At 42.8% G+C, this 26,331-nt stretch carries 28 protein-coding genes; 12 read left to right on the forward strand and 16 right to left on the reverse strand.

What is annotated here, in order from left to right; all coding sequences use genetic code 11:
• Positions 1 to 6: 6 nt before the first annotated feature.
• Positions 7 to 759, reverse strand: coding sequence for an anti-sigma factor (locus tag BVC89_RS06405; RefSeq protein ID WP_086930389.1), 753 nt, complete (start codon positions 757 to 759; stop codon positions 7 to 9).
• On the reverse strand, positions 726 to 1,313 hold the full coding sequence (locus BVC89_RS06410) for an RNA polymerase sigma factor (protein WP_086930390.1): 588 nt from the start codon (positions 1,311 to 1,313) through the stop codon (positions 726 to 728). The genes BVC89_RS06405 and BVC89_RS06410 overlap by 34 nt, the downstream gene beginning before the upstream one ends.
• A gap of 408 nt (positions 1,314 to 1,721) precedes the next feature.
• Here BVC89_RS06410 and BVC89_RS06415 point away from each other — a divergent pair, with 408 nt between their 5' ends.
• Complete coding sequence (locus BVC89_RS06415; RefSeq protein ID WP_086930391.1) at positions 1,722 to 2,300, forward strand: outer membrane beta-barrel protein; 579 nt, start codon at positions 1,722 to 1,724, stop codon at positions 2,298 to 2,300.
• A gap of 12 nt (positions 2,301 to 2,312) precedes the next feature.
• Here BVC89_RS06415 and BVC89_RS06420 read toward each other — a convergent pair whose 3' ends face one another.
• From BVC89_RS06420 to BVC89_RS29590, 5 genes are all read right to left on the reverse strand, one after another.
• Positions 2,313 to 3,044, reverse strand: coding sequence for a DUF3108 domain-containing protein (locus BVC89_RS06420; RefSeq protein WP_086930392.1), 732 nt, complete (start codon positions 3,042 to 3,044; stop codon positions 2,313 to 2,315).
• A gap of 31 nt (positions 3,045 to 3,075) precedes the next feature.
• Positions 3,076 to 3,966, reverse strand: coding sequence for a DUF3014 domain-containing protein (locus tag BVC89_RS06425; RefSeq protein WP_086930393.1), 891 nt, complete (start codon positions 3,964 to 3,966; stop codon positions 3,076 to 3,078).
• A gap of 414 nt (positions 3,967 to 4,380) precedes the next feature.
• Entirely contained in the window at positions 4,381 to 4,623 is a 243-nt protein-coding gene (locus BVC89_RS06430; RefSeq protein WP_086930394.1) for a hypothetical protein, read from the reverse strand.
• A gap of 464 nt (positions 4,624 to 5,087) precedes the next feature.
• Entirely contained in the window at positions 5,088 to 6,071 is a 984-nt protein-coding gene (locus BVC89_RS06435; protein WP_086930395.1) for a serine/threonine protein kinase, read from the reverse strand.
• Positions 6,072 to 6,117: 46 nt separating this feature from the next.
• Entirely contained in the window at positions 6,118 to 6,483 is a 366-nt protein-coding gene (locus BVC89_RS29590) for a ComF family protein (RefSeq protein ID WP_158657807.1), read from the reverse strand.
• A 652-nt stretch (positions 6,484 to 7,135) separates the two neighbouring features.
• Between BVC89_RS29590 and bioB the strand changes: the two genes are divergently transcribed.
• The 9 genes from bioB to BVC89_RS06485 all read left to right on the forward strand — a co-directional run bounded on the left by bioB (position 7,136) and on the right by BVC89_RS06485 (position 16,566).
• The gene (gene bioB, locus BVC89_RS06445) at positions 7,136 to 8,191 is read left to right on the forward strand and encodes a biotin synthase BioB (protein ID WP_086930397.1); all 1,056 of its coding nucleotides are present in this window, start codon (positions 7,136 to 7,138) and stop codon (positions 8,189 to 8,191) included.
• 54 nt (positions 8,192 to 8,245) lie between these two features.
• Positions 8,246 to 9,415: an 8-amino-7-oxononanoate synthase gene (gene bioF / locus BVC89_RS06450; RefSeq protein WP_086930398.1), complete on the forward strand. Its 1,170-nt coding sequence runs from the start codon at positions 8,246 to 8,248 to the stop codon at positions 9,413 to 9,415.
• The gene (gene bioC / locus BVC89_RS06455; RefSeq protein ID WP_086930399.1) at positions 9,402 to 11,000 is read left to right on the forward strand and encodes a malonyl-ACP O-methyltransferase BioC; all 1,599 of its coding nucleotides are present in this window, start codon (positions 9,402 to 9,404) and stop codon (positions 10,998 to 11,000) included. The genes bioF and bioC overlap by 14 nt, the downstream gene beginning before the upstream one ends.
• Positions 11,001 to 11,021: 21 nt before the next feature.
• On the forward strand, positions 11,022 to 11,726 hold the full coding sequence (gene bioD, locus BVC89_RS06460; protein WP_086930400.1) for a dethiobiotin synthase: 705 nt from the start codon (positions 11,022 to 11,024) through the stop codon (positions 11,724 to 11,726).
• Between the two features lie 155 nt (positions 11,727 to 11,881).
• Positions 11,882 to 12,178: a hypothetical protein gene (locus BVC89_RS06465; protein WP_086930401.1), complete on the forward strand. Its 297-nt coding sequence runs from the start codon at positions 11,882 to 11,884 to the stop codon at positions 12,176 to 12,178.
• Between the two features lie 69 nt (positions 12,179 to 12,247).
• Positions 12,248 to 13,114, forward strand: coding sequence for a putative metalloprotease CJM1_0395 family protein (locus BVC89_RS06470; protein ID WP_086930402.1), 867 nt, complete (start codon positions 12,248 to 12,250; stop codon positions 13,112 to 13,114).
• A gap of 222 nt (positions 13,115 to 13,336) precedes the next feature.
• Positions 13,337 to 15,118 (forward strand): acyl-CoA dehydrogenase C-terminal domain-containing protein, encoded by a 1,782-nt coding sequence (locus BVC89_RS06475; RefSeq protein WP_086930403.1) that lies wholly within the window; start codon positions 13,337 to 13,339, stop codon positions 15,116 to 15,118.
• Between the two features lie 136 nt (positions 15,119 to 15,254).
• Entirely contained in the window at positions 15,255 to 15,431 is a 177-nt protein-coding gene (locus BVC89_RS06480) for a DUF3094 family protein (RefSeq protein WP_086930404.1), read from the forward strand.
• 388 nt (positions 15,432 to 15,819) lie between these two features.
• Positions 15,820 to 16,566 (forward strand): hypothetical protein, encoded by a 747-nt coding sequence (locus BVC89_RS06485; protein WP_086930405.1) that lies wholly within the window; start codon positions 15,820 to 15,822, stop codon positions 16,564 to 16,566.
• Positions 16,567 to 16,636: 70 nt separating this feature from the next.
• Here the strand turns inward: BVC89_RS06485 and BVC89_RS06490 are convergent, their stop codons facing one another.
• Positions 16,637 to 16,957 carry a hypothetical protein gene (locus tag BVC89_RS06490; RefSeq protein ID WP_245929354.1) on the reverse strand — a complete coding sequence of 107 codons (321 nt, stop codon included), beginning with the start codon at positions 16,955 to 16,957 and terminating at the stop codon, positions 16,637 to 16,639.
• 320 nt (positions 16,958 to 17,277) lie between these two features.
• On the opposite strand from BVC89_RS06490, the gene BVC89_RS06495 reads away from it, so the two are divergent.
• Positions 17,278 to 17,769 carry a VOC family protein gene (locus tag BVC89_RS06495; RefSeq protein WP_086930406.1) on the forward strand — a complete coding sequence of 164 codons (492 nt, stop codon included), beginning with the start codon at positions 17,278 to 17,280 and terminating at the stop codon, positions 17,767 to 17,769.
• An 86-nt stretch (positions 17,770 to 17,855) separates the two neighbouring features.
• Here the strand turns inward: BVC89_RS06495 and BVC89_RS06500 are convergent, their stop codons facing one another.
• From BVC89_RS06500 to BVC89_RS06515, 4 genes are all read right to left on the reverse strand, one after another.
• Positions 17,856 to 18,212 (reverse strand): nucleotide pyrophosphohydrolase, encoded by a 357-nt coding sequence (locus BVC89_RS06500; RefSeq protein ID WP_086930407.1) that lies wholly within the window; start codon positions 18,210 to 18,212, stop codon positions 17,856 to 17,858.
• Between the two features lie 32 nt (positions 18,213 to 18,244).
• A complete protein-coding gene (gene rdgC, locus BVC89_RS06505; RefSeq protein ID WP_086930408.1) occupies positions 18,245 to 19,162 on the reverse strand; it encodes a recombination-associated protein RdgC in 918 nt (305 codons plus the stop codon).
• A 163-nt stretch (positions 19,163 to 19,325) separates the two neighbouring features.
• Positions 19,326 to 19,943 carry a BamJ family beta-barrel-assembly machinery protein gene (gene bamJ / locus BVC89_RS06510; protein ID WP_086930409.1) on the reverse strand — a complete coding sequence of 206 codons (618 nt, stop codon included), beginning with the start codon at positions 19,941 to 19,943 and terminating at the stop codon, positions 19,326 to 19,328.
• A 117-nt stretch (positions 19,944 to 20,060) separates the two neighbouring features.
• Positions 20,061 to 21,314 (reverse strand): hypothetical protein, encoded by a 1,254-nt coding sequence (locus tag BVC89_RS06515; protein ID WP_086930410.1) that lies wholly within the window; start codon positions 21,312 to 21,314, stop codon positions 20,061 to 20,063.
• Positions 21,315 to 21,590: 276 nt separating this feature from the next.
• Between BVC89_RS06515 and BVC89_RS06520 the strand changes: the two genes are divergently transcribed.
• Positions 21,591 to 21,998 carry a hypothetical protein gene (locus tag BVC89_RS06520; RefSeq protein ID WP_086930411.1) on the forward strand — a complete coding sequence of 136 codons (408 nt, stop codon included), beginning with the start codon at positions 21,591 to 21,593 and terminating at the stop codon, positions 21,996 to 21,998.
• A gap of 31 nt (positions 21,999 to 22,029) precedes the next feature.
• On the opposite strand, the gene BVC89_RS06525 is transcribed toward BVC89_RS06520, so the two are convergent.
• From BVC89_RS06525 to metK, 4 genes are all read right to left on the reverse strand, one after another.
• Positions 22,030 to 22,767: a 16S rRNA (uracil(1498)-N(3))-methyltransferase gene (locus BVC89_RS06525; protein WP_086930412.1), complete on the reverse strand. Its 738-nt coding sequence runs from the start codon at positions 22,765 to 22,767 to the stop codon at positions 22,030 to 22,032.
• Positions 22,768 to 22,770: 3 nt separating this feature from the next.
• On the reverse strand, positions 22,771 to 23,622 hold the full coding sequence (metF, locus tag BVC89_RS06530) for a methylenetetrahydrofolate reductase [NAD(P)H] (RefSeq protein ID WP_086930413.1): 852 nt from the start codon (positions 23,620 to 23,622) through the stop codon (positions 22,771 to 22,773).
• A 62-nt stretch (positions 23,623 to 23,684) separates the two neighbouring features.
• Positions 23,685 to 25,100 (reverse strand): adenosylhomocysteinase, encoded by a 1,416-nt coding sequence (ahcY, locus tag BVC89_RS06535; protein ID WP_086930414.1) that lies wholly within the window; start codon positions 25,098 to 25,100, stop codon positions 23,685 to 23,687.
• Positions 25,101 to 25,160: 60 nt separating this feature from the next.
• Positions 25,161 to 26,315, reverse strand: a complete 1,155-nt coding sequence (gene metK, locus BVC89_RS06540; RefSeq protein ID WP_086930415.1) for a methionine adenosyltransferase — start codon at positions 26,313 to 26,315, stop codon at positions 25,161 to 25,163.
• Between the last annotated feature and the right edge of the window lie 16 nt (positions 26,316 to 26,331).

Below are 26,331 nucleotides of genomic sequence, written 5' to 3' on the forward strand. Positions count from 1 at the left end.
TATCTATTAGCTTTGACTAAACCTCACGCAAAATCCTTTTGCCAGCAATATATCACTAGGTTCATCTATCGCTGAGCCGCCTTCTTCCTCTTTGGTTAATAATAAATAGGAGGCATCTGTTATTAATCGCCAATTAGCCTCGCTGAGCTCGAGTTTTTCTATCTTAGTATTTTCTAATACGGTAATAGGGCGAATTTCCCCGTCCCGTTTGGATACTGCCCAAAGCTGAGCATCACTGTCCTCATCGAGTTGCTCTATTTCCCACTTTAGCCACATGCTTTTACCTTCCTGCGCAGTTAACGCAGTAAGCAGGGCTTTGCCGCTATTATCAGTAAGCACCGCAACATAGTCAGTATTCGGTGTTGATGTTTGCGACGTGATAGGGTTATAGCCGAACATCACGAACATTAATGCTATGGCGGCAAATGTCGGTGCTCCCCACTGCCAGAAATTGGCCCAGCTGAAACCTGTCTTCTGGCTTTCTTGCTCCCTTACTTGTTGCCGTGTTGGCTCATGCTTGGGTGCATTAATCTTATCAACAATGGCATCCCAGCTGCTCGGCATGGGAGGGCGTTCCTCTTGAGATTGTATTGCCATAAGTTGTTCCTCCCAAAAGCGTACCTCGGCGCGCAGTGACTCGTCGCTTTGCAAACGTGTTTGCACTTGATCCCTTTCTTCGCCACGTAAAATGCCTGAGACATATTCGAAGGCGAGGGACGTCGTGGTTATGCCGTCATTTCTATCTTCGTTTCTAGACATTTCTTTAACCTTTCAGATCCTCGTCTGAGCCATGATTTAACTGTATTAGGGTTGGTGTCGTATTTATTAGCTATTTCCTCCCGCGAAAACCCCTCAAGATATGCTAACTTAATGCTCTCTCGAATTTTTTCGCTAAGTCCCCCTAAACAAATCATAATGTGTTGGCTCACTTGCGACGATTGAACCGTCGACTCTGGCGCACTTTTTGAGTTTGCTGGTATTGTGCTAAAAATATCTTCGCTGTCATCATCATTCTGAATGTGTTGTTGATAGCGTTTTTCTTTGTCCAAACGATCCAGCGCGCGATAGCGCAGTATGCTGGTCATCCACGTTAGTGGCTTTGCCATATGGGGCCGATATGCGTCTGCGTTTTGCCAGATTTGTATAAAGGCTTCTTGCAACACGTCATTGGCCATTTCATCCGATTTTAAAATACGGTATGCAACAGCGTTTAAATAAGGGCTGACACGCTCGTATAGCAGCTTGAGGGCAGCCTGATCCTTAATCGCACATCGTGCAATAAGCGCAACAAGTTCTTCGTTTTTAGAATCCATATTCTCTCATATGAACAGTGTTTGTCGTTTAATCAATATACGACGTAATATCACATAAAGTTGCAGTTAGTATGAACAGGTCTTAGGCGCTATCAGTAGTGATAATGCAAGGTCAAAAGCCCCTACATTCAAGGTATACCAAATACCTTATCCCTGCTCGTTTTTGGGCGGCCTAAATTACCACAATAGGCGACTTTTAGAAAATGCTGGTTTATTAATATTGGTGTGTGTTGCCAATAAAACATGTGAACTAGGCCACTTGCATATATGTGCAATGATGACCAAAATTCGATTGTTTAGTGTTAGCAGGCTCTAGTTGCCGCGATAATCGCAAGATAGCGCGTAATCATATAAAATCGCCCTTCATTGATAAGTGCTGTGGCGTATAGGACGAGTTGGAGTGGATAAATGAGATATGTAGTCAAACTGGCGTTAATGGCGGCGCTTCTGATAAGCAATTGCTGTTTTGCGCAAGTGTATCTTGGTGGAACTGCAGGGGCGAGTAACCCCAATGTGGGTGAAGACGACCCTACTCCAGAGCTCGATAGTGATATTGGCTTTCGTGTATACCTGGGCAACCAACTGTCCGAAAAGTTTTCTGTTGAAGTGGCTTATGTTGACCTAGGCAGCTACGATGTTGGGACTGCCGACGGCATGCCCGATGCCAATGAATTGGAAGATACTTTATCCCCCATGGGGGCCGAGTTTTCTTTTGTTGGCAAGTGGCCTATTTTTAAGCACCTCTCTGTTTTCGGCCGTGTAGGTCTGTTTGCGTGGGAAGTAGAACGCTCCATCGTACTTGAAACTGTTCCCGATGGTGAGTCTCCCACAAGTGAGTTCATAGAAGATGGACGGGATTACGCACTAGGCTTTGGTTTTGACTATCAGTTTGCTCGCAACTTTGGTTTTACTCTAGAAATTAATCAATATAAGACGGATAAGGTTGAAAATAACTTTGCCGGAGCTGGGTTTTACTTTACCTTCTAATCTGCATAGGCCCTATTGAGCCTGTGAAAAGTCGGCATAGGGTGTACCTGACAGAGGAGGGTAGAGTTCCGTTGAACTAATAAACAGGCGGTGTCGCTTGCCCTTTTTAATATGTTCAAGGGAGGCAATAACAAAGTGTTTGTCCACATCAAACCACAGGTTGGTCTGTTTATCTGAACGCTCATTTGTTCTTTTTACATAGAGGGCATTTTCGATGGTGGAGTTTTTATGTTCTATCTTTAAGGTATGCACCGGGCTAAAAATATAGTCTTTAATTGCCCCTCGATTAATAAACTTATATTGTAAATTCTCTTTTTTTGCTGCTAGGTCAAGTCGCAGTTTTAACTGGTAGGTCATCGGGCCTAATATACCTGGTTCCAAAGACAGTGAAACTTGCTTTTTTTTATCTATACTAAGTGCTTTACTCTCTTGCCAATTATAGGCTATCGACCGGATGCGTTTTACGCCGAGCACGCTCTGACTATATTGATAGTTGACGGGCTGGATTTCACCATTTTCAAACCAATAAAACTCTTCTTCTTCATTGATTGTACCCCAAAAACTTTTAGCTTTGGCTTGCAAGCGAAAGTGCTTATCACTTAAATGGTACAGCTCGCGAATCATCGTAATATTTACGCCACGATAACTACCATCGTATACCGATTTCTCAATCAGTCTCTCTTTAGCAACAACCGAGGTTGTGAATAAAAACACTAAACAAAAAAAAGCTAGTCTGATACACACAATGAACTCCGTAGCGCGTATTATCAATATATTATCGAGCTTTAGTTAAACGCTTTTTAATCTCGCGCAACTCTAATTTTAACGCTTCGCTATTTTCACCGCCGATGCGTAACATTAGCTTATGAGCTGGTGGTAGATTTTCAAGTTTTTTATCACTGAACTTATATCTGACGCTTGGGCGTGTTAGTAGCATGGCTTCCTGTATGTCAGGGGCTTGCAAAATAACGTCAATGGCTTTTAACAATACTGTGTGAAAGTCGCCTGTACCAATACCTAATTCTTTATAGGCTTCTTCAAATGTCGGTAGGTAGAGATAATATAAGGACACTAACGCATCTTTATCTACTATGGAAAGTAGCGAAATATAGTCAGTATAGCGAGCATAGTTATCGCGAGAAATACGATACAATTCTTGTTCACTAACTGCAGTTTGTTGTCCTATTTTATTGGTAACAAAGCTGCCTTTGGGTGAACTTATTGGGCGATATTGGCGCACAATACGACCTTCGCTGACGCCATAAATTGCACGTACAAGTTTACGGACAATTTCTTCATTAGTTAGTAATGCGATAATGTTATTGCCTTCAGAAAACTCCTTCAGCTGAGTTTTTATGTGCGCGTCGCTGTCATTCAGTGGTACAGGTGTTGGTTTGGGAGTCGCTTGTTGTGTTTCTTTCGGGGCATCTTCTGCGTTGCCGCCGCTACTGTTGCTATCGGATAAGTCTGGGACAACTGGTTTTAAATCCGTAAGAGGAGCGGCAGTCTCTTCCGGTATGCTACCGAGGTCTATTGCAGGTGCATTTTGTTCGGTTTCTCCATCTATGACTTGGTCTTTTTGTACACTAGACCAATAGATAAAGCCGAGAAAAGCAGCACTAAATAAAATAGCGATTACCGCTATAAACGGGAATTTTTTTTCCATAAAGATGTGCTCTCTATTCGTTCTTTCAAATGTTTATGCCTGAGAGCGTTATTAATTTTTATAAAATTTATATTATTAAACACAGCTACAAACAAAGACATGCCAACTGTCGATTAGTTTCGTATTCTACACATGCCTGAATGGAAATTATCACTAACATTTACCTAAAAAAATGTTTTTGTGTAAATTGTGATCTAGACCGAATCTATGATTTAAGAGGTGTTGTTTTAATTTGGTGCGCAGATTGTTTTTTGTTCATTTGCCGCCTGCTTACCTACCAAATTGCTTCTATAAATGATCTGAAGAAAAATTACATGGGGCGACGATAATGGTTGGATTGTCTGTTTGTAGTGCCCACTCTTTGCTATAAGAGCGCTGTAAGCGCCATCCACTTAAGGCGCTTAAATTTTTACGTTAGGATTTTCGACAAATAACTAGCAATCCGACAACCGCCAATATGATAAATCCATGTCCTATTTGATCCATAGGGTTAGTAGACAAGGTATTTTCTATGCTTGAGCGAGATATCTGCTTCGTCTGCGCGTGATCCAGTTGAAAAGAGGGCTCATTGCCAATTTGATTTGCTAGTGCAAAGCCGTGCTTGCTGAAGCTAAAAGATACACATAATAAAATAAGACCTAAATATTTTCTTGTCATGTCCGCCTCCGTAAGATGATACTCAACATGCGACCTTGAAGGTTTATGTTTTTCCGTGTTTTATGTCGTTACTTATCGAGATAGCAATTTCTGGGGTACTGGTTATCGCTATTGCTAAAACATTTATCAGAGTTACTGTTAAAGCATTGACTAGAGCATTTGCTAGAACAGTGCCAATTTTGCATTGTCACTAACGGCGCGGGTTGGCATATGATAAAGAGGTGTGCTGTGGATTTTTTGTAAATCAAGCCGACATAAAATGTTGTTTTTTATGCCAGCTTTGAGGCGTTTTGAGTAAATGATTCTTAAGAAACGAATACTATATTCGCTCTGGATATCGATAAAAGCGATGTGTTACCGTAGTCCCATCTGCTAATTCTTATTTCGTCTATCACATATCGATTTGGCGTTTATAAATGCTTTTGTACGTTAAAAAAATCGACACTTGTGATGACTCACTGGTCTTAAAAGCCCTGTAAAGATAGCGGTGCTTCATCCAATTCGGCTAATTGCTCACGCAGTTCTAGAACATGTTCAGCCCAGTATCTTTCGGTGTTAAACCAGGGGAATGCAAGAGGAAATGCTGGATCACTCCAACGTTTTGCTAGCCAAGCACAATAGTGCATCATACGCAGTGCTCGTAGAGGTTCAACTAAGGCAAACTCGGCATAATTAAACTCGCAGAACTCCTCGTAGCCTTCTATGAGGCTAGATAGCTGAGAAGTTTTTTGCGCTCTGTCTCCAGATAGCAGCATCCACATATCCTGCATTGCAGGGCCATTACGCGCATCGTCGAGGTCAACAATAAAAAGGTGGTCGTAGCGAACCAGGATATTCCCAGGGTGACAGTCTCCATGCAGGCGAATGGGGGTGTAATCGATGGTACTGACAACTGTTTCTATTTTATCGAGCAGGTGTTCGGTCAACGTACTGTAGGCATCCTTTAAACTGTCCGGCAAAAGACCGCATTCCATTACAAATTGGCGACTATCGTGGCCAAATGACTGTATGGAGATTTCTGGTCGTGCGGCGAACGGATGGACTTTGCCTAGGGCATGAATACGGCCCAGATGCTGGCCTAATGTGAACAACGTGTCCAAATCTTCAAGTTCTGGGGCATGGCCGCCACGGCGGGGATAGAGCGCAAAGCGATACCCTTGATAGTCAAACAAACTGCGACCATCAATTGCTAGGGGAGCAATAACCGGGATCTCTTGCGCACTAAGTGTTAGGGCAAATTGATGCTCTTCATTTATCTGGCTATCACTCCAGCGATTTGGACGATAGAACTTAGCGATTAAGGGCTCTGCCTCTTCAATTCCAACCTGGTAAACCCGGTTTTCGTAACTATTGAGTGCGAACACTCTTGCATCAGTTAAATAACCTAGACTTTCAATGGCATCGAGTACTAAGTCTGGGCTAAGTCGTGCGTAATCGGCTAGATCCAAGATTATTTCCTGTTTGATAAAAACCGGAGATTATAGAGCAAATTAACTATCGAGTGTCATGAGGTTGAGGTGTTCGCGCTAAAGCCCATATTTCGATGCGTTTGGCTCCCTCTAATTTCAAGGTTTTGGCTAAGACTTGCGCAGTTGCCCCTGTAGTGACCACATCATCTACCAGCACAATATATTTACCTTTTACATTGGTTGTGCATTTAAAACAGGATTTTAGATTACTAAACCGTTGAGATTTATTTAGGTTCTGCTGAGACGGTGTTGTCCGTATTTTTTTCAAGACGGGAAGATAGGGAATATCTAACTCTGATGACAGATGTTTTGCCAGTAGCGCGCTCTGGTTATAGCCCCTGATAAGCTGGCGACTCCAATGCAAAGGAACTGGGCTAATAATATCTGGCATTTGTGTTCCTTTGTTCTGTTCTATACGCGTTTTTAGTGGGTCACATAGCAATGTTAAATAGTGATGTGCGTGCCGATTTTTAAACTGCAGAATTAAATTATCAACTGGAAACGCATATTTAAAAGCAGTAATAACTTTGTCGAACGATGGTGATCTTGTAAGGCAGTCCGGACAAAGTTGAGCATTTGTCAGTAGCGGAATATCGCAACATGCACACACTTGACCATTGTTCAATGGCAGTGAACCAAGGCAGTCTGGGCAAAGTTGGTGTTTACTTTTTGTTAGGCAGAGTGTGCAAAAGCTGGGTATTAACCACTCAGCACACTTTTCAATTGCGAGGCTTAATCTGGTACTTAAAGTGAGGTGAATCATATACTTGTAAACCTAAAATCCTTTTTTGGTTGACAGAGGTGGTCGTTGATGACTAAGGTTCATGTTTTACTATGAACTCCAAATAAGATGCAAGGGGTTTATGGGCTTACATTAGCTAAGTGGCTAAAACAGATGTAACTAGTACAGATGTAACTAGAACATGGTTAATTGGGGCTTGGGTAGCTAGAACTGTGAGTAACTAGCGTAGGCTCAAAAAGCTAATACAGCAAAACCAAGAAATACAACAGAATAAAACAAAGTAAAGAGAAGCGACGACGGTATGCACTTAGTAGAAGATATTAGAAATGATTGGACACGCAAAGAAATCTTAGCGTTGTTTGAACTTCCTTTTAATGATTTATTATTTCAGGCGCAGACTGTACACCGCCGTTACTTTGATCCAAATACTGTGCAAATTAGTACTCTTTGCTCAGTGAAAACAGGTGCTTGCCCTGAAGACTGTGCCTACTGCCCGCAGAGTGCTCGCTATGATACTGGCTTAGAGCGTGAAAAGTTAATGGCGGTGGATAAAGTTATCGAAGAAGCCAAAGCCGCTAAGGCTGGAGGAGCGACTCGCTTTTGCATGGGAGCTGCTTGGCGTTCGCCTAAAGCTAAAGATATGTCTTATGTGGTTGATATGGTTAAAGGTGTTAAAGCCTTAGGTATGGAAACATGTATGACTTTAGGGATGTTAACTGAAGCACAAGCTCAGCAACTTTCTCACGCTGGCCTCGATTATTACAACCACAACCTCGACACATCGCCTGAATACTACGGCGACATTATTACCACAAGAACTTATCAAGATCGACTAGACACGTTAGACAATGTGCGTAATGCAGGTATGAAAGTGTGTAGTGGTGGTATTGTCGGAATGGGCGAAGAAGCAAGTGATCGAGCGGGTTTGCTACAGCAGCTGGCCAATATGTCGGTGCATCCGGAATCAGTACCTATCAATATGTTAGTGAAAGTTGCCGGAACGCCCTTGGAGAATGAGAAAGATCTTGACCCCTTTGATTTTATTCGCACTATTGCTGTTGCTAGAATCTTGATGCCTAAGTCTCACGTTCGTTTATCTGCGGGTAGAGAAAGTATGAATGAGCAGATGCAGGCGTTGGCTTTCTTTGCTGGAGCAAATTCTATTTTTTATGGCGAAAAACTTTTGACCACTCCTAACCCTAAGAAGAACAAGGATATGGCCTTGCTCAATCGCTTAGGCATTAGCCCTGAAGCTTACCATGCCGGAGAGTCTGACGAAGTGTTGGAAGCATCGTTAAACGATGATCTTAAGAAAGCGCAAACCGATAAATATTTTTACGACGCTTCTAGCTCTTAATTAGTAATTATCATTAAACGCTTTTGTTTGTGAACAGGCGAAAGCGCTCTATATATGAATTTGGATAATAGTTTACAAGATGCTCTGCGCGAGCGTCGTGCCAAGTCTCTATACCGACAGCGAACATGTGTTGAATCTGCTCAGGGGGTTGAAATTGTTCGTAACGGTAAATCTTATTTATCTTTTTGTAGTAATGATTACCTGGGCTTAGCAAATCACCCTAAAGTTATCGAAGCATTTAATCTGGCGGCAAAAAAATATGGCGTTGGTAGCGGTGCTTCACATCTAGTTTGTGGTCATTCCCATGAGCATCATGCCTTAGAAGAAGCGCTTGCCGATTTCACCGGCAGATCCAGAGCGCTTCTTTTTTCGTCGGGATATATGGCGAATATGGGAGTGATTAATGCGTTACTTAAGCGTGGTGACACTGTTTTTGAAGATCGTCTAAATCACGCTTCGCTTATCGATGGTGCTTTGCTTAGTGCCGCTGATTTTAAGCGTTTTCGACACAATGATCTTGCACACCTTGAGCAGCAGCTAAGTCAATCCAATAGCATACGTAAAGTGATAGTTGTGGACGGCGTATTTAGCATGGATGGCGACTTCGCTAAATTACCTGACCTATGCGTATTAGCGGAAAAATACAATGCTTGGCTAGTGGTTGATGATGCCCACGGGTTCGGGTGTGTTGGTAAAAATGGCAATGGTAGCGTCGAGCATTTTGGACTTGGTCATTCCGATGTGCCCATTCTTATCGGTACCTTAGGTAAAGCCTTTGGTACCTTCGGGGCTTTCGTTGCAGGTAGTGCAACGCTGATTGAAACACTTATACAGTTTGCCAGAACCTATATTTATACTACTGCCTTACCGCCCGCAGTTGCTGCGGCAACCAGAGTTAGTTTAGGTATTATCAAACAAGAGCCTCAACGTCGTGAGCACTTAACGTCGCTAATAGATTTCTTTCGTCAGGGTTGCAGAGATTTAAAGCTCGACATTATGGTGTCGACGACACCGATTCAACCTGTCCTAGTCGGCAGTGCTGATAAGGCGATGAAAATTTCCCACTTACTAGAAAGTAAAGGTTTCTGGGTGAGTGCCATTCGGCCGCCTACCGTGCCGGCGGATACTGCGAGATTACGCGTAACATTTTCTGCCAATCATACTATTGAGCATGTGGCATCACTTTTAAATGCGTTAGCAGAGGCTTTTAATGCTGTTGAATAATAATGTGACAAGCTCAGAAAAAGACATAAACATTCAATATATTTCAGGTCAGTCAAATAATTTATTTCCCGTTCCTCTCGTGTTTATTCATGGCTGGGGAAATGACAGTCGTGCATGGAAACCGCTTCTTGGCGGGTTGCAGCAGCAACGTGATGTATATCTTATTGATTTGCCTGGCTTTGGAACTAATAAACACAGTCCAAATTTTTCTCTCGATGACTTTTTAACGCAGTTGAAAGCACTTGTACCTGATAAATTCCATCTTATTGGCTGGTCTTTGGGAGGAATGATTGCTACCCAATTAGCAGCTCAGTTAACAGAACGGGTTTGTTCGCTGACGACTATTGCTAGCAATGCTAAATTTACAGTGGCAAAAGATTGGCCCATTGCCTGCGATGTTAATATTTACGAGGCATTTTATGAGGGGTTTCAACTACAAGCACAACAAACATTACAACGTTTCGCCCAACTTCAAGCCAAAGGAGATGGCTTTCGCAAACAAGTGGTTAAATATATTCGTGATACACAGCCATTGCCTGATGCGGATACTACAGAACAGTGGTTGCATGCGTTAACTTGGTTAAATAGTATTGATAACCGCAATACATTAAAACAATTGGCTCTACCTCATTTAGCTATCTTTGGTGAAAACGATACATTAGTACCAAGTGCCGTGGCGCAAACATTTTTTAATCAAGGCCTAAATGCGGAAAATCTTGTGCTGGAAAATACAGCCCATGCGCCTCATATCTCGCAGGCAGATAAAGTCGCAGGTGTATTACGGGAGTTTTTTGATAGAGCTGAAAAACGCTGTGTGCGTGATAAAAGCCAAGTGGCTTTATCATTTAGTCATGCCGCTAAAAACTATGATGGTATTGCCGATTTACAGCGTAGAGTTGTTGCTCATTTAAAGACATTTAAGAAACAGTACTGTGGAAATATTCTTGACTTAGGTTGTGGTACAGGTTTTTGTATCGATGCTATTAATAACCAAGATAATGACGTTTGGGGCCTCGATATCGCTGAAGGTATGCTAGCGTTTTGCCGCAGTAAATTACCTTATATGCAGCGGCGTTTAATTTGTGGCGACATTGAAAAATTGCCGCTGGCTGAGTCTTCAGTCGACGGTATTATTTCCAGCATGAGTATTCAATGGTGTGATCATTTAGCTGCGTTATTTCGGGAGTCTGAGCGGGTGCTTAAAAAGCAGGGATGGTTATTATTTTCTACGCTTGGTCCCGACACCTTGTACGAGCTGCGCAATGCTTGGTACGAGGTAGACGAATATGTTCATATTAATCACTTTGAAAATATTGAACATGTTATTTTTGAATTAGAACAAGCGGGTTTTACTATCCAGCAGCATGTCTGCCAAATAGAAGTTTTGCAATATCAGAAAGTATTACATTTGATGCGGGAGCTTAAAGGTATCGGTGCTCATAATGTTAATTCTGGACAGAATAAAGGCCTGACAACTCGTCATAAATTACAACAACTAGAAGCAGCTTATGAAAAGTATCGGATAGATGATTTTCTACCTGCAAGCTATGAGGTACATTATTTTTTAGCAAAAGCCAGCAGCTAATTTTTAAGGGGTATAGATAGAGTGAACGCAGTTGTAAAACAGACTTTTTTTATCGCAGGTACAGATACTGACGTCGGCAAAACGGTGGTTAGTGCAGCCCTGTTACAAGCTGCAAAACAACAGAAAAACTTGGCGACCTTGGCAATTAAGCCTATAGCGGCTGGGTGCGAGCAAACACCCGATGGTTTGCGCAATGAAGATGCATTAACGCTATCAAAGTGGGCCAGTGTCAAACTGGATTATCAGCAAATTAATCCTATTACCCTTAAAGCTGCGGTTTCACCTCATATTGCAGCAGCCCGAGAGAACAAGAATTTATCTGCCGATCGCGTGGTTGGCTACTGCCGCGGTGCTATGATGAATAGATTCGACCTGTGCTTAGTAGAAGGTGCTGGCGGCTGGTTGGCTCCCATCGGCCCTAGGGAGACGATGGCGGATATTGCGAAAGGTTTGGGGCAACCGGTCATACTGGTGGTCGGTATTCGCCTGGGTTGTCTTAACCACGCCTTATTAACGGCGCAAGCAATACAGCGTGATGGCCTGAAAATAGCGGCTTGGGTGGCGAATATCGTGGATGTTGACATGCTGGCCGTAGAAGAGAATATCGCGACTTTACAGCGCATGCTGCCGGCCCCGATGCTGGGAGTGATACCTTATATGTCTGAGGTCTCAATAGATGAGGCTGCGCAACACATCGATATAAACAAACTTTTGAATACAGTCTAATATTAATACAAATCCGTCTTATACCAAGGGTGTTTTCTTCTATTTTTGCCTGTTTTTTGTTCGATATTTCGGTAAAATAGACATTCTGAATACACATTTCATATTGTCTTTTGCGATCATTACGAAAGATGAGGTAATAAAAGAAGGGTTGAGCGATGGTAGGTTCTGTTATTAATGAAGGTTTGCGTGGTATCCAAGCAAGCCAGCGTGAATTGCAAAGATCAGCCAATGAAATCGCTGGTGCGAATGTTCGAGAGAACCCAAACGAGCAAGTTGATCGTAGCACTGATACTACATTACCACCGATTAATGAAGCTCAGGAGAGCACTCAGCGAGGCATAGAAGAGCCTTTGATTGAATTAAGGCGCCAAGAGCAGCTATTTAATGCATCTGCCCAGGTTGTTTCTGTTGCCAATGAAAATTTAGGTAGCCTGATCGACATTAAATCTTGATGTTTCCATTGCTGCTGTTATAGAAGAGTAATTGAAATAGCTGATTCAGAGGAGTGCTGACATTCTGTAATGATAGCAAATGGCCTTTCTCAAAATATTGCCAATGGCTTTCTCGCTTTCCCTGCGATCTCGGAACGACAGGTGGATCGTTCTTTATCCGTCAACTCTATTGTACCTAATACTTCTAACACTATTTCTTCAGATAAAAAGTCTCTATTCACTCCTGTTTCTGCTGCGCCCCCAGGGCAGAAAACTGATTTAAATATTGCCGATAGTGAGCGATCGACCGTTGAGCAACAGCGGCTTGAGGATGAGAGAATAGAGCGAGAAGTGCAGGAGCAGCAACAACTTAGGGATCAGCGTATTATCTCTGAATTGGCAGCAAGAGATCGAGAAGTGCGTGCTCACGAACAGGCTCATGCCGCCGTTGGTGGGCAATATGCTGGAGCACCGTCTTATGAATATCAACGTGGTCCGGATGGCGTCAACTACGCTGTAGGCGGAGAGGTCTCCATTGATATAGGGAGGGCTGCCACACCTGAAGCAACTATACAAAAAGCCCAGATTGTGCGCCGCGCAGCATTGGCGCCAGCAGAGCCTTCACCACAAGATCGCAATGTTGCAGCTCAAGCTTCACGCTTAGAAGCCCAGGCGAGGGCTGAGTTGGTGGCTGAACAAGTGGAAGCTGCAGCACAACAAGAACAAGAATCTCCTGACGCTGCTGATTCATCTGCCGGTAACCCAAACCAGTCTTCCCCAAATTCTTCAGAGCAAGATAACAGCGACGCATTGATCCGAGGCCAAAGTGACGGCGGAGCTTCGTCACCAGAAGCTTCAAATGTTATTTCTTCAATATCTTCTCGTGTATCCCAAGCCATTGCTAATACTCAAATAGACCCTAAACAGCCTGGTGCGTTGTTGAACCAAATAGCTTGATCTTTTATTGGGTTGGTGACGAATTCCATATTTAATGGCGAGAATTTCAGCGAGCCCCACCGCTTCGGTGGCTTTTTTGTTATGTAATCTTGCGAAAAACAGGGCGATCCATTTGCAAATTGCTGCCGTAATAATCACAATATTATGATTCAAACGCTTGTTTTAATTTTTAAACCTTAGTTAAATACTCACAATAACTATTATTCCTAGTAAGGAGCCACAATGAGTGACTACAAAGTACCATTAGACGATATCCGTTTTAACATGAAGGACGTCTTTGAAGTTGACCAACTATGGAAGACTCTTGAGGGTATTGCTGAAATAGATATTGAGACCGCAGATGCAATCCTTGACGAAGGGGTAAAACTGGGTGAACAGGTACTTGCACCGCTTAATCGCGAAGCTGACGAACACGGGTGCCGATGGGACGAAGGTGAAGTCATTGCACCTCCTGGTTTTAAAGAAGCCTATCAGACCTTCAGCGAAGGTGGCTGGAATGGCTTATCTGGCGAACCTGCATATGATGGTATGGGAATGCCAAAAACCTTGTCTTGTGCTGTTGAAGAAATGATACAAGGTTCCAATATCTCATTTGGCCTTTGTCCCATGTTGGCTGCCGGTGCTGCTCTGGCTATCAATGCTCATGCCTCAGAAGAATTAAAGCAGCGCTACTTGCCTAAGATGTATAGTGGTGAGTGGGCAGGTGCTATGGATCTTACAGAGCCCCACTGCGGTTCTGATCTCGGTTTAATCCGCACCAAAGCTATTCCGCAAGCTGATGGTAGTTATGCCCTCACTGGAACAAAGATATTTATCACCTGGGGCGAGCACTCTATGGCTGATAATATTATTCATCTAGTGTTAGCTAAGTTACCAGATGCTCCGGCAGGTTCTAGAGGTATTTCGCTCTTCCTAGTGCCTAAATTTTTACCGACCGAGAGTGGGCTTGAAAGCGCAAGAAATAATGTGACATGCGGTTCCATCGAGAAAAAAATGGGAATCAAGGCCTCGGCTACATGTGTCATGAACTTTGACGGTGCTAAAGGCTGGCTTGTTGGCGATATCAACAAAGGTTTAGCCTGCATGTTCACTATGATGAACTATGAGCGTCTCGGTGTTGGTATACAGGGCGTGGGTGTCGCTGAAGCTTCTTATCAGACAGCTTTAGCCTATGCTAAAGAGCGCATACAAGGTCGCAGCGCTGACGGTGCCAAACAACCGGAAAAAGCAGCGGATAATTTGCTCGTTCATCCTGATGTGCGCCGTATGTTGATGACCATGAAAGCCTTTAATGAAGGTAGCCGTGCTTTTTACATCTATCTTGCTCAGTGGCTAGATTTAGCGAAATACTCGCCAGATGAACAAATTCGAGCTTATGCCGATCATATGGGCGCTTTATTGACTCCTGTTGCCAAAGCTTTCATGACGGATATGGCTTTGCAAACAGCCATTCACGGGCAACAGGTTCTGGGCGGTCATGGATATGTGCGCGAGTGGGGGCAGGAACAACATATCCGCGATATTCGTATTACTCAAATATATGAAGGCACTAATGGTATTCAAGCCATGGATTTAATGGCGCGCAAGACAGTAAGTACCAAGGGCGAGATGTTGCATCTATTTATTAAAGATGTGAAAGAATTCGTCAATAATGCAAAAGAAGTGGCTGGAAGTGAGTATTTCTTAACTGAGCTGATGAGCCGTGTCGATGATCTCGTGGAAGTGACAGATGAAGTGATTACTCAATCGGCACAAGATCCATTTGCGCCCGGTAGTGCGGCGGTAGAGTATTTGGAGTTATTTGGTTACGTTGCCTATGGCTATATGTGGGCCAGAATGGCGGTTGCGGCCCTTAAAAAAGGTGATGATGATAACTTCGCTAAGGCGAAATTAGCTACAGCAAAATTCTTTTACGTTAAGTTACTGCCTCAGGTAGCTGCATTGAAGATGAAAATTAAGGCCGGCTCTGAAAGTACCATGCTTCTGGATGAGGCGCTTTTTTAATAGAGATCAGGTGACAATTGTCTGGCAGTGTGCGGCGCATATGCTTAATGTATACTGCCAGACTTACTTAGAGTTTGTTAACACTAGTCTTGAACGTCTCTAGGTGTAAAGATAATTAAAATTATGGTTTGTCGCTATGCCTGATTTGTACCCTGAAGATCAAAAAAAAGTCGATGAATATTTAGCCAGTAGTGTTCATCAAGTTAAAAGAAGCCCATTTAAGGTACTTACTCTCCTTGGGGTAATCTTTGCCGTACTCGCCGCAATTACAGTTGTAAGCTACCTCTTAGCCCTTTCTCATGGGGTTGTATAACCCCATATTTCTCTCTTTTCTTACCTACTATTTAACTTTTGTTGTTCCATGTTTTGAGCCTAAGACACTCTTTGTTGGCCAGACTAACCTTTTTATATTATTTTTAGTTATATTAAATTTGTTGGGAAAATTATAAAAAATTCTCCCATGGCATTTTTTTATTTCTTTTTGACATTTATTTCCGCTTTTCGATGATTAAATAAACATTTTTTTTGCTTTGTTACATAAAAATAACTTAACTGTAATAAAAATTTAATGTTATGATGTTAGCAAGTCTGCTATTGTTATAACTCAAAACTATTAAATACTATGTTGTTGGCTTGGCTTTTCCCTTTGTATTTGAAAAGCATTTTAAAAAGCTGTGCACAGAATGGTCAGGAGAAAAAGTGTGAATAAAAAATCTGTTAGCCTAGTAAGTGTTGCGTTTGCTTTGATATTTTCAGTTCCAGCATTCGCGGACACCGTATACAAATCCGCAATGTTTAATTTTTCTGAACAACAACTCATTGATACGTTGCAAGAATCACAGGTTCTAAATATAGGTAGCAGTGGCAGTGTGCTGTACTGTCAATCTGATATTGACCCTCAAGGTGTTGCCAAAGTGACACGTTGTTATGACAAACAAAATAGCGATTCCTTAGTGTCTGCCACTGAGCAAGCAATGGCAGAACTGGCATTTACTCCCGCTTCGGTTGATGATAAAACCGTTCCCGTGAGAATGTCATATCGCGTTGGTCTTAACGAGATTGATGGTAAAATTCACGCAGCGCTTATCCCCAACCTAGGCTCAATGCATGAGCGTTATGGTCGAGATTACGTTGCTCCGCAGGAACGCTTAGATGTTTCTGACTGGTACGATCGTTATAACAGGAATAGCTGGGTGAATGGCGAGGCTTTTCTTGGGCATGGACCTCTTTCTCGTGTGGCAGCTACTGTGGATCAAAATGGCAAAACTGATGTGGTTCGAGAGCTAGACAATCAAAGAGCGTATCGACGCGATACAAAGATTGTTAAGAATGCCTTGAAAAAATCTCGTTTCATTCCAGGGTTTGTCGATGGTCGACCCGTGCCAATGGGTTATCTTGCGGTTATTAACTACGGTGGTGAGAGTGGTGAAGCGGTGAGCTCTCGTTAATATTTAGCCTTAGTAGAAGTAAAGAAAGCGACTTAATGTCGCTTTTTTTTGTTCCTTTTCTGGCGTTTTTTTACTCTTCTTCCCATACCCAGCGTATAGGCTCGCCGAAATCATCAGTAATTAGCTTTCTTCTTGGGCCTTTAGATTTCTTGACACCACTTGACGTATTACTCTTCTTACGTGCTTCAAGTTCTTGCACCACTTCTGTCACAGATGTGCGATCTTTCTTGGGCTCAAAGTGTGTTGCTGTTGCAAATAGATTAACGTTCTTATCGTTTCCGCTAATACCTGTAGGTATGTTTTCTACTGCGCCGCCAGAAGACAAAAACTTATTAACCTCCTCAGCTAGCTCGTCACTTGCCTGAGCTTTGGTTTTGGTAGGTTTTATCATCTGGCGCTCTGTCATAACAATAAATAATAGAATAGTTGAGCTAAATTAGACCTTAAGTGGCCTCAAAACATTTTACCTTGATGTCTGGTTTTTAACCATACTCAATAAAATGGAGGATGATACATCTTGGCTAAGAAGCGCACTTAAATTAGAGGTTACCTACATACTCTAGCAAAAAAAACAGTTTTTTAGATATAAGTTGAATTTTGCTAACACTCAATTGTCTGTGATTGCGAGCGATAGCGCTTGCTGCCGGCACTATCGCGTTGGAAAAACGACCCTGTTGTCTTCAGTATAATTATTTATTACGAGTGTGATTTATGAAAAACCTTCTTTTCATTGCTGTATTTTCATATTTATCTTTGTTGGTACAGCACCCGGCCCTGGCTAACGATAGTGGCGTTGGTGGTATTAACCATACCGGGCTAACCGTGCTTGACCTTAATGCTACTGAAAATTTTTTCACATCTGTTTTGGGCTTTTCGGTTTCTGGGCGCGATAAGAGCTATCCCTCTTCGTTTCTCTCTAATGGCGAAGCTTTTATTACTCTATGGCAAGTATCTGATCCTAAAAAAGCCATTAAATTTGACAGAAAAAACAATGTAGGCTTACACCATATTGCTTTCACTATGGAAAGTTTCGAGGCCTTGGATGCCCTTCATGAAAAACTAAAAACAGTACCTGGTGTGAAAATTGAGTTTGCCCCAGAGACCCTCGGTAACGGGCCGACGGAACACATGATGATTAGAGAGCCGAGTGGCAACCGACTTGAGTTTATTCACCGTTCAAAAACAGGTAGGATTAAGAAGTAAAGTGTCGTTTAGCCGCAGTGGCTTATAGTTTTATCCACGGTCTTAAAAATTCTGGCGAGTGATGGTGGCGCCGCAGAAACAAGTTTTCAGCGGTCGTACTCGTTATACTTCTTGGCGCTACCCTTCACGATATCTGCGGGATAACGTTGATTATTAATCTCTATTTTTTTCTCAGCAGTTTGCACAATATCAATCTCCATTCGACGAGCGAGCAACAATGTGTACATGAATACGTCGGCCAGTTCAAAAGCGACGTCTTGTTTTTTTGTAGTATTTAAATTGCTAGACTCTTCTTCTGATAGCCATTGAAAATGCTCCATCAATTCTGAAGCTTCTACTGCCAGAGCCATAGACAAATTCTTCGGCGACTGAAATTTTTCCCAGTCTCTTAGTTGTGCGAAAGCGATGAGTTTGTCTTGTAATTTGTCGATAGTATTGTCCATTGACTCTGCCTTGTATAGGGTTGGGGCGGCCTCTAGAAACTACTCATATCTTTTTCAACGCCGCCAAATGCCTTGCATATGTCTCGGATAAAAGCCGACACTTCCAATGTCATAATCGAAAAATCAATATCAAATTGTTCGGCTTTTGTCTCGGCATTGCTATCGTCGGCTTTTTCATGAATAGCATCGTCATACTTAATTCGCTTTAATGAGAGCTCTTCGTCAACCATGCACTCAATGGCCTCTTTCCAGATAATTGCTAGTTTGGCAACATGTAGGCCGGATTCAATATGTTTATGAATCTCATCAGCGCCGAGATCTTGGTATTTACAACGTATTACTCTATCTTCTTTTGCTGAGCGTAACTCGCACTCTTCACCCAGCTCAAGATCTTTTGGCAATTCACCACTGCGAACCCAGTGGGTCATAACGTCAGGCGCAGCTTTCAGTGGCGTTAAAGGTATAACTTTCAATGAGCCCACAGCTTCTCTCAGCGCTGACAGTAGTTCCTCTGCCCGTTTTGCTGAACTGCTATTAACCACAATCAGTTGATCGTGAGTGTCTATATAAGCATAGTCGAATGATGATTTTACAAAAGCTTTCGGCAATAGACTGAAAATAATCTCATCTTTTAAATTTTCCCGCTCCGAGCGGCTGACATGACGACTTTCTGAAGTATTAATTTCCGCTATTTTTTCTTCTAGAGCTTCTTTTATCACTGCACTGGGGATGATTTTTTCCTGGCGTTTTGCACAAATCATCATGTAGCCGTTAGCAGCATGAACATATTGTGAACCTTCTCTGCCTAATGGAAAGGCCCAACCGTATTTAATCGGGTCGAGTTTGCCGCAGGGGTTAAAAGCAAAAGCCTCTAAAGCATCGTTGAGTTCTTCTGGAGAGTAGTGCAGTTTTTCCGTAAGTCGGTATATTCGAAGGTTTTTAAACCACATAATATTTTTTACTTGGTAGTAATATCGCTCCGAGTTAAAACAGGTCGATATCCATACTCGAACAGGGATAACATCAGAAATAGAAAGCGTACTTAGGGTTCCACCAAGCCATTGCGCAAGATTGCAAATAGATGGATTACAAATGGCTCAGTGGAGTTTGGGGTTATACGATAGCCAATAACTCGACTTCGAAAACCAATGTGGCATTAGGGCCAATCTTGCCGCCTGCACCGCGCTCACCATAGGCGAGGTTTGAGGGTACAAATAATCGCCACTTACTACCAACTGCCATAAGTTGCAAAGCCTCAGTCCAGCCAGCAATAACACCATTTACGGGAAACTCCGCAGGCTGACCACGCTGAACAGAGCTATCAAAGACTTCACCGTTAATTAAGGTGCCGTGGTAATGGGTTCTCACAGTCGACTGTAAGCTAGGCTTGTCACCTTCAGCGGCTGTAATAACTTCATATTGTAGGCCTGAATCGAGGACCGTCACTTCCTCTCGCTTAGCGTTTTCGGCTAGAAATGCTGCCCCTTCTTTTGATAAAACTTCGCCTTGTTGTTGGGCTTTGGCTTGCATTTGCTTCTCAATTTCACCAAAGGCGGTATTTATTTCGTCTTCGCTAAGGACACTTGCATTGCCCTTTAGCGCATCGATAACGCCCTCTGCAACAGCGCTTGGGTCAACACCGTCAAATGATTGAGCGGCGAGTTGTGAGCCCATTTGGCGGCCAATACCATAACTGGCACGCTGACCAGCTGTTTTATATTTGTCGGACATAATTTATTTGCCTATGAAAGTGGTCGGTATGAAAAAGCGACGCAGTCTAACACATGCACTAATTAGTGCACATCTAGAAATCGGTACTAATGCAGGTAGGAACTATCTAGAAACGCTTTACAAGTAGGGGCGAAACATATCGAGGTGATCAACTATGTATTTGCGAGGTTTTTGCTGATCAAATTGTGGATTAACCTCTGGCATACACCAATCCCCCGATATTTCTGTTGGCGGCTCTAGGTTGTCGAAGAAATCACTGAAATCTTCATTAGGTAGAATCTTCTCGGCAGTAAAGCGTGCTCTATCTTTAACCGAGGCATCGCCCAAACGATTACGGACACCCCAGCCAATAAGGTAATCGTCACAAAAATCAGAGTTTTCAGGCACGCTGGTAAAGGCTAGTTCATAGTCAGCATCGAAAAAATACTTCATCATTGACGTTTCAAACAACATGGCAAGATCTTCAAATTGACTTGTGTAGCCGTAATCGTCTCCGGCACCATCAGGTTTAAACGCACGGCCTGCTTCACTGGCGGTTATCTCAAGGTCATCAATACTGGGAGTGCCGCCGGAATACATAACTTCAGCGAGTGAAAACATTGTCTCTGAAGTGAGAGGAGTCTGATCTGTTAACTGTGAGGACAACCAGCGCTTACTAGTATTGCGCACAGCAGCTGACACAGTATTTGATGGATCGAGATTATCGTAGCTATCTGGTGGTATGAAATCATTGGCATGAGCAAGCTCATGGAACAGTAATCTGGCCACTAACAATACGATATCTTCCATTTCCCGACTGCTGTTATCGGTTAGCGACAGCCATTGATAAGCTGGTTCACCATTTTTTACGTAACGCTGCAGATGACGAAATGCAAGCGGGTCATCGAAGTCTGCACGATAATCGGCTTTCGGATTTATGGTTCTTTTCTCTTCTACGCTTAACCATAAGAACGCAGGATCTAGGTAAATCGCGCCAGTATTGACTGTATAATATGCAGGTCGTATATCTGCATCAATAACAATGGCTGTGATTCCCTTAAACAAGCTCAACATTTGTGGGGGCATTTCATAGAGAAGCTCTTCAAAACGCTCACCCATCCAGTCGTGTGATACCACGACTCGATCCATGATCTGAGGAATGCCGGGGTCGTTGAAATCCATACCTAATACGGGCAGAGTCTCTAAGGCACAGGAGCTGGTTTCCTCAATTGCCCGGGTGCAGCTGGCAATAACATTGCTGTACGGGCTATTCTGTTTGTAAACACGAGTATCGGCAAGATCCTCATTACTGTCAGTATCACCACCGCAGCTGCTTAATATAAGCGCCACGCTAACGTTGGTGATCAATGTTTTTAACAGTTTAAGGTTCATTATTCGGTCATTTGCCAGTGTGTCTTTACGGTTTCATATTGTAATACTACAGCAAGTAGAGGAAAAGACTGTGAAAAAAGTGTTTCAAATCTAAGATATTAATAAAAAAATGAGAACTAAAGATGAGCTGGCACTCTCGAAATGTCAGTGCTGGCGTGCAGTATTCCATTTTGTGTGGTTCTCCATCAATTATTATTTGTGATGAGATTCATGCCATATTTCCACCAAGATTTGGTAATGGATACGGTATAAATGTGCTTCTAAAAAGGGGGCTGTATGTTCAAATTACTTTTTCTAGGTAGTTGGGCGGCCTACGCTGTATTGGCTGTAGTGACCTATTCGTTAAAGCTTTATGAATACTTTCCAGGAACGGGTTTTATTGGTTATGGCATAATTATTAGCTTATTACTTGCCGCTTTAAATGAAGCGACTCGACAATCCTACTATTTGCTTATTGGCGCTAGTTTGGTTTTATTTGGCGCCATTGCTTCCTTTGATATTGTACTTTCTAAACAAGAGTTGGCCGAACTTTGGATTCTATGGGGGTGGTTCCCACTCACCGGACAACATGTAGAAGGCTATATGCAAATTGTTATTATATTGCTCAATATCTTCACTGGGAGCCTTGCAGCCAACTGTTTGTTTTATGGCTTGAATAAGAAAAATTTTGCAGATCAACGTTGATGTAACAGTGGTTAAAGAGCTGTTTCTAACATCACCCCATAGATTCTAAGTCACCCCATAGATATTGCATAATCGAGAGCGCGGCCAGAGGGGCTGTTTCTGTTCTTAATACACGTTTTCCCAATGTTAGGGGCGAAAATCCGTGTTCTTGCGCCATGGCTATTTCAGTATCAGATAAGCCGCCTTCAGGGCCAATAAGTAAGCTGACAGATTTTACAGAGGTGTAATTGGAGAGTGTTTTGTCGCTGCGATGATGTAAAACCAATTTTAACTCGCTGCTGCACTGCTCTATATAACTCTCCAGTGTTTGCGCACTTGCCAATTGCGGTAAGACGTTGCGTTGACATTGTTCGCAAGCGCTAATAATAATCTGCTGCCAGCTAGTCTGCTTTTTCTGTAAGCGTTCGCCAGATAGTTTTACTTCGCTGCGCTCACTAAACAATGGAACAATGCGGCTAACGCCAAGCTCCGTCGCTTTTTGCAAAACCCAATCCATTCTATCGCCCTTCGATAAGGCGATAGCTAGTTCACTTGTTAAGGGAGAATCGTTTGCTTGTAATAAGCTGCTTGTGGTCTTAATAATTGCGGTTTTTTTTTCAATACGAACGATAGAGGCATCGTATTGATGGCCGTCACCATTAAACAAAACCAATGGCCGCCCCTGTGCCATTCGAAGTACTTTAATGAGGTGATGGGAGGCAGCCGCCTCCAACGCAATTTCTGCGTTGGAGTGCAATTCTTGCGGGGTGTAAATTCTAGGTATTCTCACGTGCTATTTACGGTTGTGCAAGCCTAAGTTTTTCACAATCTTGGTAACAGGCTCGGCTTGGTTCATACTGTAAAAATGCAAGCCAGGTGCATTATTCTCCAGCAGAGTCTCGCACAGTTCTGTTACTAGGTCGAGACCAAAAGCGGTAATGCTCTCGATGTCATCGCCAAAAGATTCTAAACGTTTACGCGCCCAACGAGGAATTTCTGCACCACAGCTGTCGCTGAAACGAGCGAGGTTTTTGAAATTGGTAATTGGCATAATACCAGGGTAGATGGCTTGCTCAATACCGATTTTGTCGCACTGCTCCATAAAATAAAAGTATGCGTCGGGATTATAAAAATACTGAGTAATACCACTATTTGCGCCGGCGTCAAATTTATTCTTAAGATAGCGGATATCGTCGTCGTAGGTATTGGCTTCCGGGTGAATTTCTGGATAGCAAGCCACTTCAAGATGAAAGTGATCACCGCAGTTTTCGCGAATAAATGTAACGAGTTGATCAGCGTGTGTCATCTGTGACGCACCGCCAATGCCAGAGGGTTTATCACCGCGCAGAGCAACAATACGATCGATACCATGTTGCTGGTATTGCTTGAGCAGCGCCAGCATTGTCTCTTCGTTATCACCGCCGAAAGAAAGGTGGGGCGCGACGGATAATCCGTTTTCCTTCATTGTGGTGACGGTATTAAAGGTATTGTCGCGAGTGGAACCGCCGGCCCCGTAGGTAACCGAGAAAAAGTCGGGCTCTAAATTATTTAGTTGGCTGCTGACATCTTTGAGTTTTTCTCTTCCCTTATCGGTTTTAGGGGGAAAGAATTCAAAACTCAAACGCAGTTCTTGTAAGTCACTCATAGTGTTTCCTTTTTACGTAAAGTCCGCAGAATAAGCTGCGAACTTTACAAGAGGAGTTATGATTAGTATTTGTAAGACTCAGGCTTGAAAGGGCCCTCAACTTCTACATTAATATATTTTGCTTGTGTTGGAGTGAGCTTGGTTAATACACCACCGAAGCCTTCTACCATGTCTTTTGCCACTTCTTCATCAAGCTTTTTAGGGAGCACTTTTACATAAAGGGCATCTTGCTTTTTGTCAGCGGGCAAATCGGCAAATTTACTTTCGTAAAGGTAGATTTGAGCGAGTACTTGGTTGGCAAAAGATCCATCCATAATGCGAGATGGATGGCCTGTCGCATTACCTAGATTCACTAAGCGACCTTCAGAAAGTAAAATTAAGTGATCACTTTTATCGTCTTCGTTACGATAAATTTTATGCACTTGAGGCTTAACTTCTTCCCACTTCCAGTTTTCACGCATGTAAGCCGTGTCGATTTCATTGTCGAAGTGACCAATATTACATACCACCGCACTTTTCTTAAGGGCTTGTAACATTGCTGAATCACACACGTTAACATTACCTGTAGTGGTAACAATTAAATCGGTGTTTTGTAGAAGAGCAGTATTAACATCTTCCAATTTGCCAGTATTGTTGCCGTCGTTATAGGGGGATACTACTTCGAATCCATCCATACAAGCTTGCATGGCACAGATAGGATCAATTTCAGTTACTTTTACGATCATGCCTTCTTGGCGTAGAGATGCAGCAGAACCTTTACCGACATCACCATAGCCCACAACCAAGGCTTTTTTACCTGATAGCAAGTGATCGGTGCCGCGCTTTATTGCATCGTTCAAGCTGTGACGGCAGCCGTATTTGTTATCATTTTTTGATTTGGTAACAGCATCGTTAACATTGATAGCAGGTACTTTTAACTTGCCTTCCTCGAGCATTTCTAACAAGCGATGTACACCTGTTGTGGTTTCTTCGGAAATTCCATGAATACTATCGAGCATGGCTGGGTACTTATCATGTACCATTGCGGTAAGATCGCCACCATCATCAAGGATGATATTAGCGTTCCAGGGTTTGCCATCTAATAAAATAGTTTGCTCAATACACCAGTCGAATTCTTCTTCGGTTTCGCCTTTCCATGCAAAAACAGGAATACCTGCTGCAGCTATAGCGGCAGCGGCATGATCTTGTGTAGAGAAAATATTACACGATGACCAGCGCACTTCTGCACCTAGCTCTACTAATGTTTCAATTAGAACAGCGGTTTGGATTGTCATATGGATGCAACCCATAATACGTGCATCGGCAAGAGGTTGAGAGTCTTTATATTTTTTACGTAATGCCATTAATGCTGGCATTTCACCTTCAGCAATTTCAATTTCACGGCGACCCCATGCAGCATCACTTTCAAATTGTTCTTGCGTTTTTGCTGCAACTTTAAAATCGGTAAAATTTTCTAATGCTTTAACAACGGCGTTCATGCTGTTCTCCAATAAAATAATTGAGTATTTAAATAAAGTGCAAATCGTTTAAGCTCTTATTTAAAGGGCTGCTTTTAATGCGTCTGCCTTATCTGTTTTTTCCCAAGTGAATCCAAATTGCTCACGTCCAAAATGTCCATAGGCTGCAGTCTGCTGGTAAATTGGTTTAAGTAAGTCCAGCATTTCAATAATTCCCCTCGGACGAAGGTCAAAATTCTCTTTAACAAGTGCAATGATTTTGTCATCGCTTACTTTTCCTGTGCCGAAAGTATTAATAGAAATAGACGTTGGCTCTGCGACACCGATGGCATAAGATACTTGTATTTCGCAGCGATCAGCCAGGCCTGCGGCAACAATATTTTTTGCTACATAACGGCCGGCATATGCAGCTGAACGATCCACTTTAGATGGATCTTTTCCAGAAAATGCGCCACCACCATGACGTGCCATGCCGCCATAAGTATCAACAATAATTTTTCGGCCTGTTAAACCGCAATCGCCTACAGGGCCGCCTATAATAAATTGTCCTGTTGGGTTGATATGGTATTTAGTATCGGCGTGCAACCACTGTTCCGGCAGTACAGGTTTAATGATTTCTTCCATTACTGCTTCGCGAATTTGACCTTGTGATACATCTGGATTGTGTTGTACAGATAAGACAACAGCGTCGATAGCGACGGGCTTACCATCTTCATAGCGCAATGTGATTTGGCTTTTTGCATCTGGCCGCGACCATTGATGTGTGCCATTTTTGCGAAGCTCGGCTTGTTTTTCTACAAGGCGATGGGAGTAATAAATAGGGGCAGGCATTAATACATCAGTCTCATTCGTTGCATAACCAAACATTAAACCTTGGTCACCGGCGCCCATTTCTTTGTCGGCTGCTTCGTCAACGCCTACAGCGATATCTGCAGATTGTTTACCAATTGCATTTAATACCGCACAAGATGCACCATCAAATCCTACGTCACTTGAATTGTAGCCAATATTTAAGACCACATCGCGGATCAGGTCTTCTAGGTCAACATAAGTAGATGTTCTCACTTCACCGGCAACCACAACCATGCCTGTTTTTACCATAGTCTCAACAGCAACGCGTGAATTGCGATCGTCTTTCAAAATAGAATCGAGTATGGCATCGGAGATTTGATCCGCCATTTTATCTGGATGACCTTCTGAAACAGATTCAGATGTAAACGTAGTATATTCAGACATATTGAGTACCTTGTTG

This window comes from Agarilytica rhodophyticola (assembly GCF_002157225.2).
GTDB classification, from domain to species: domain Bacteria; phylum Pseudomonadota; class Gammaproteobacteria; order Pseudomonadales; family Cellvibrionaceae; genus Agarilytica; species Agarilytica rhodophyticola.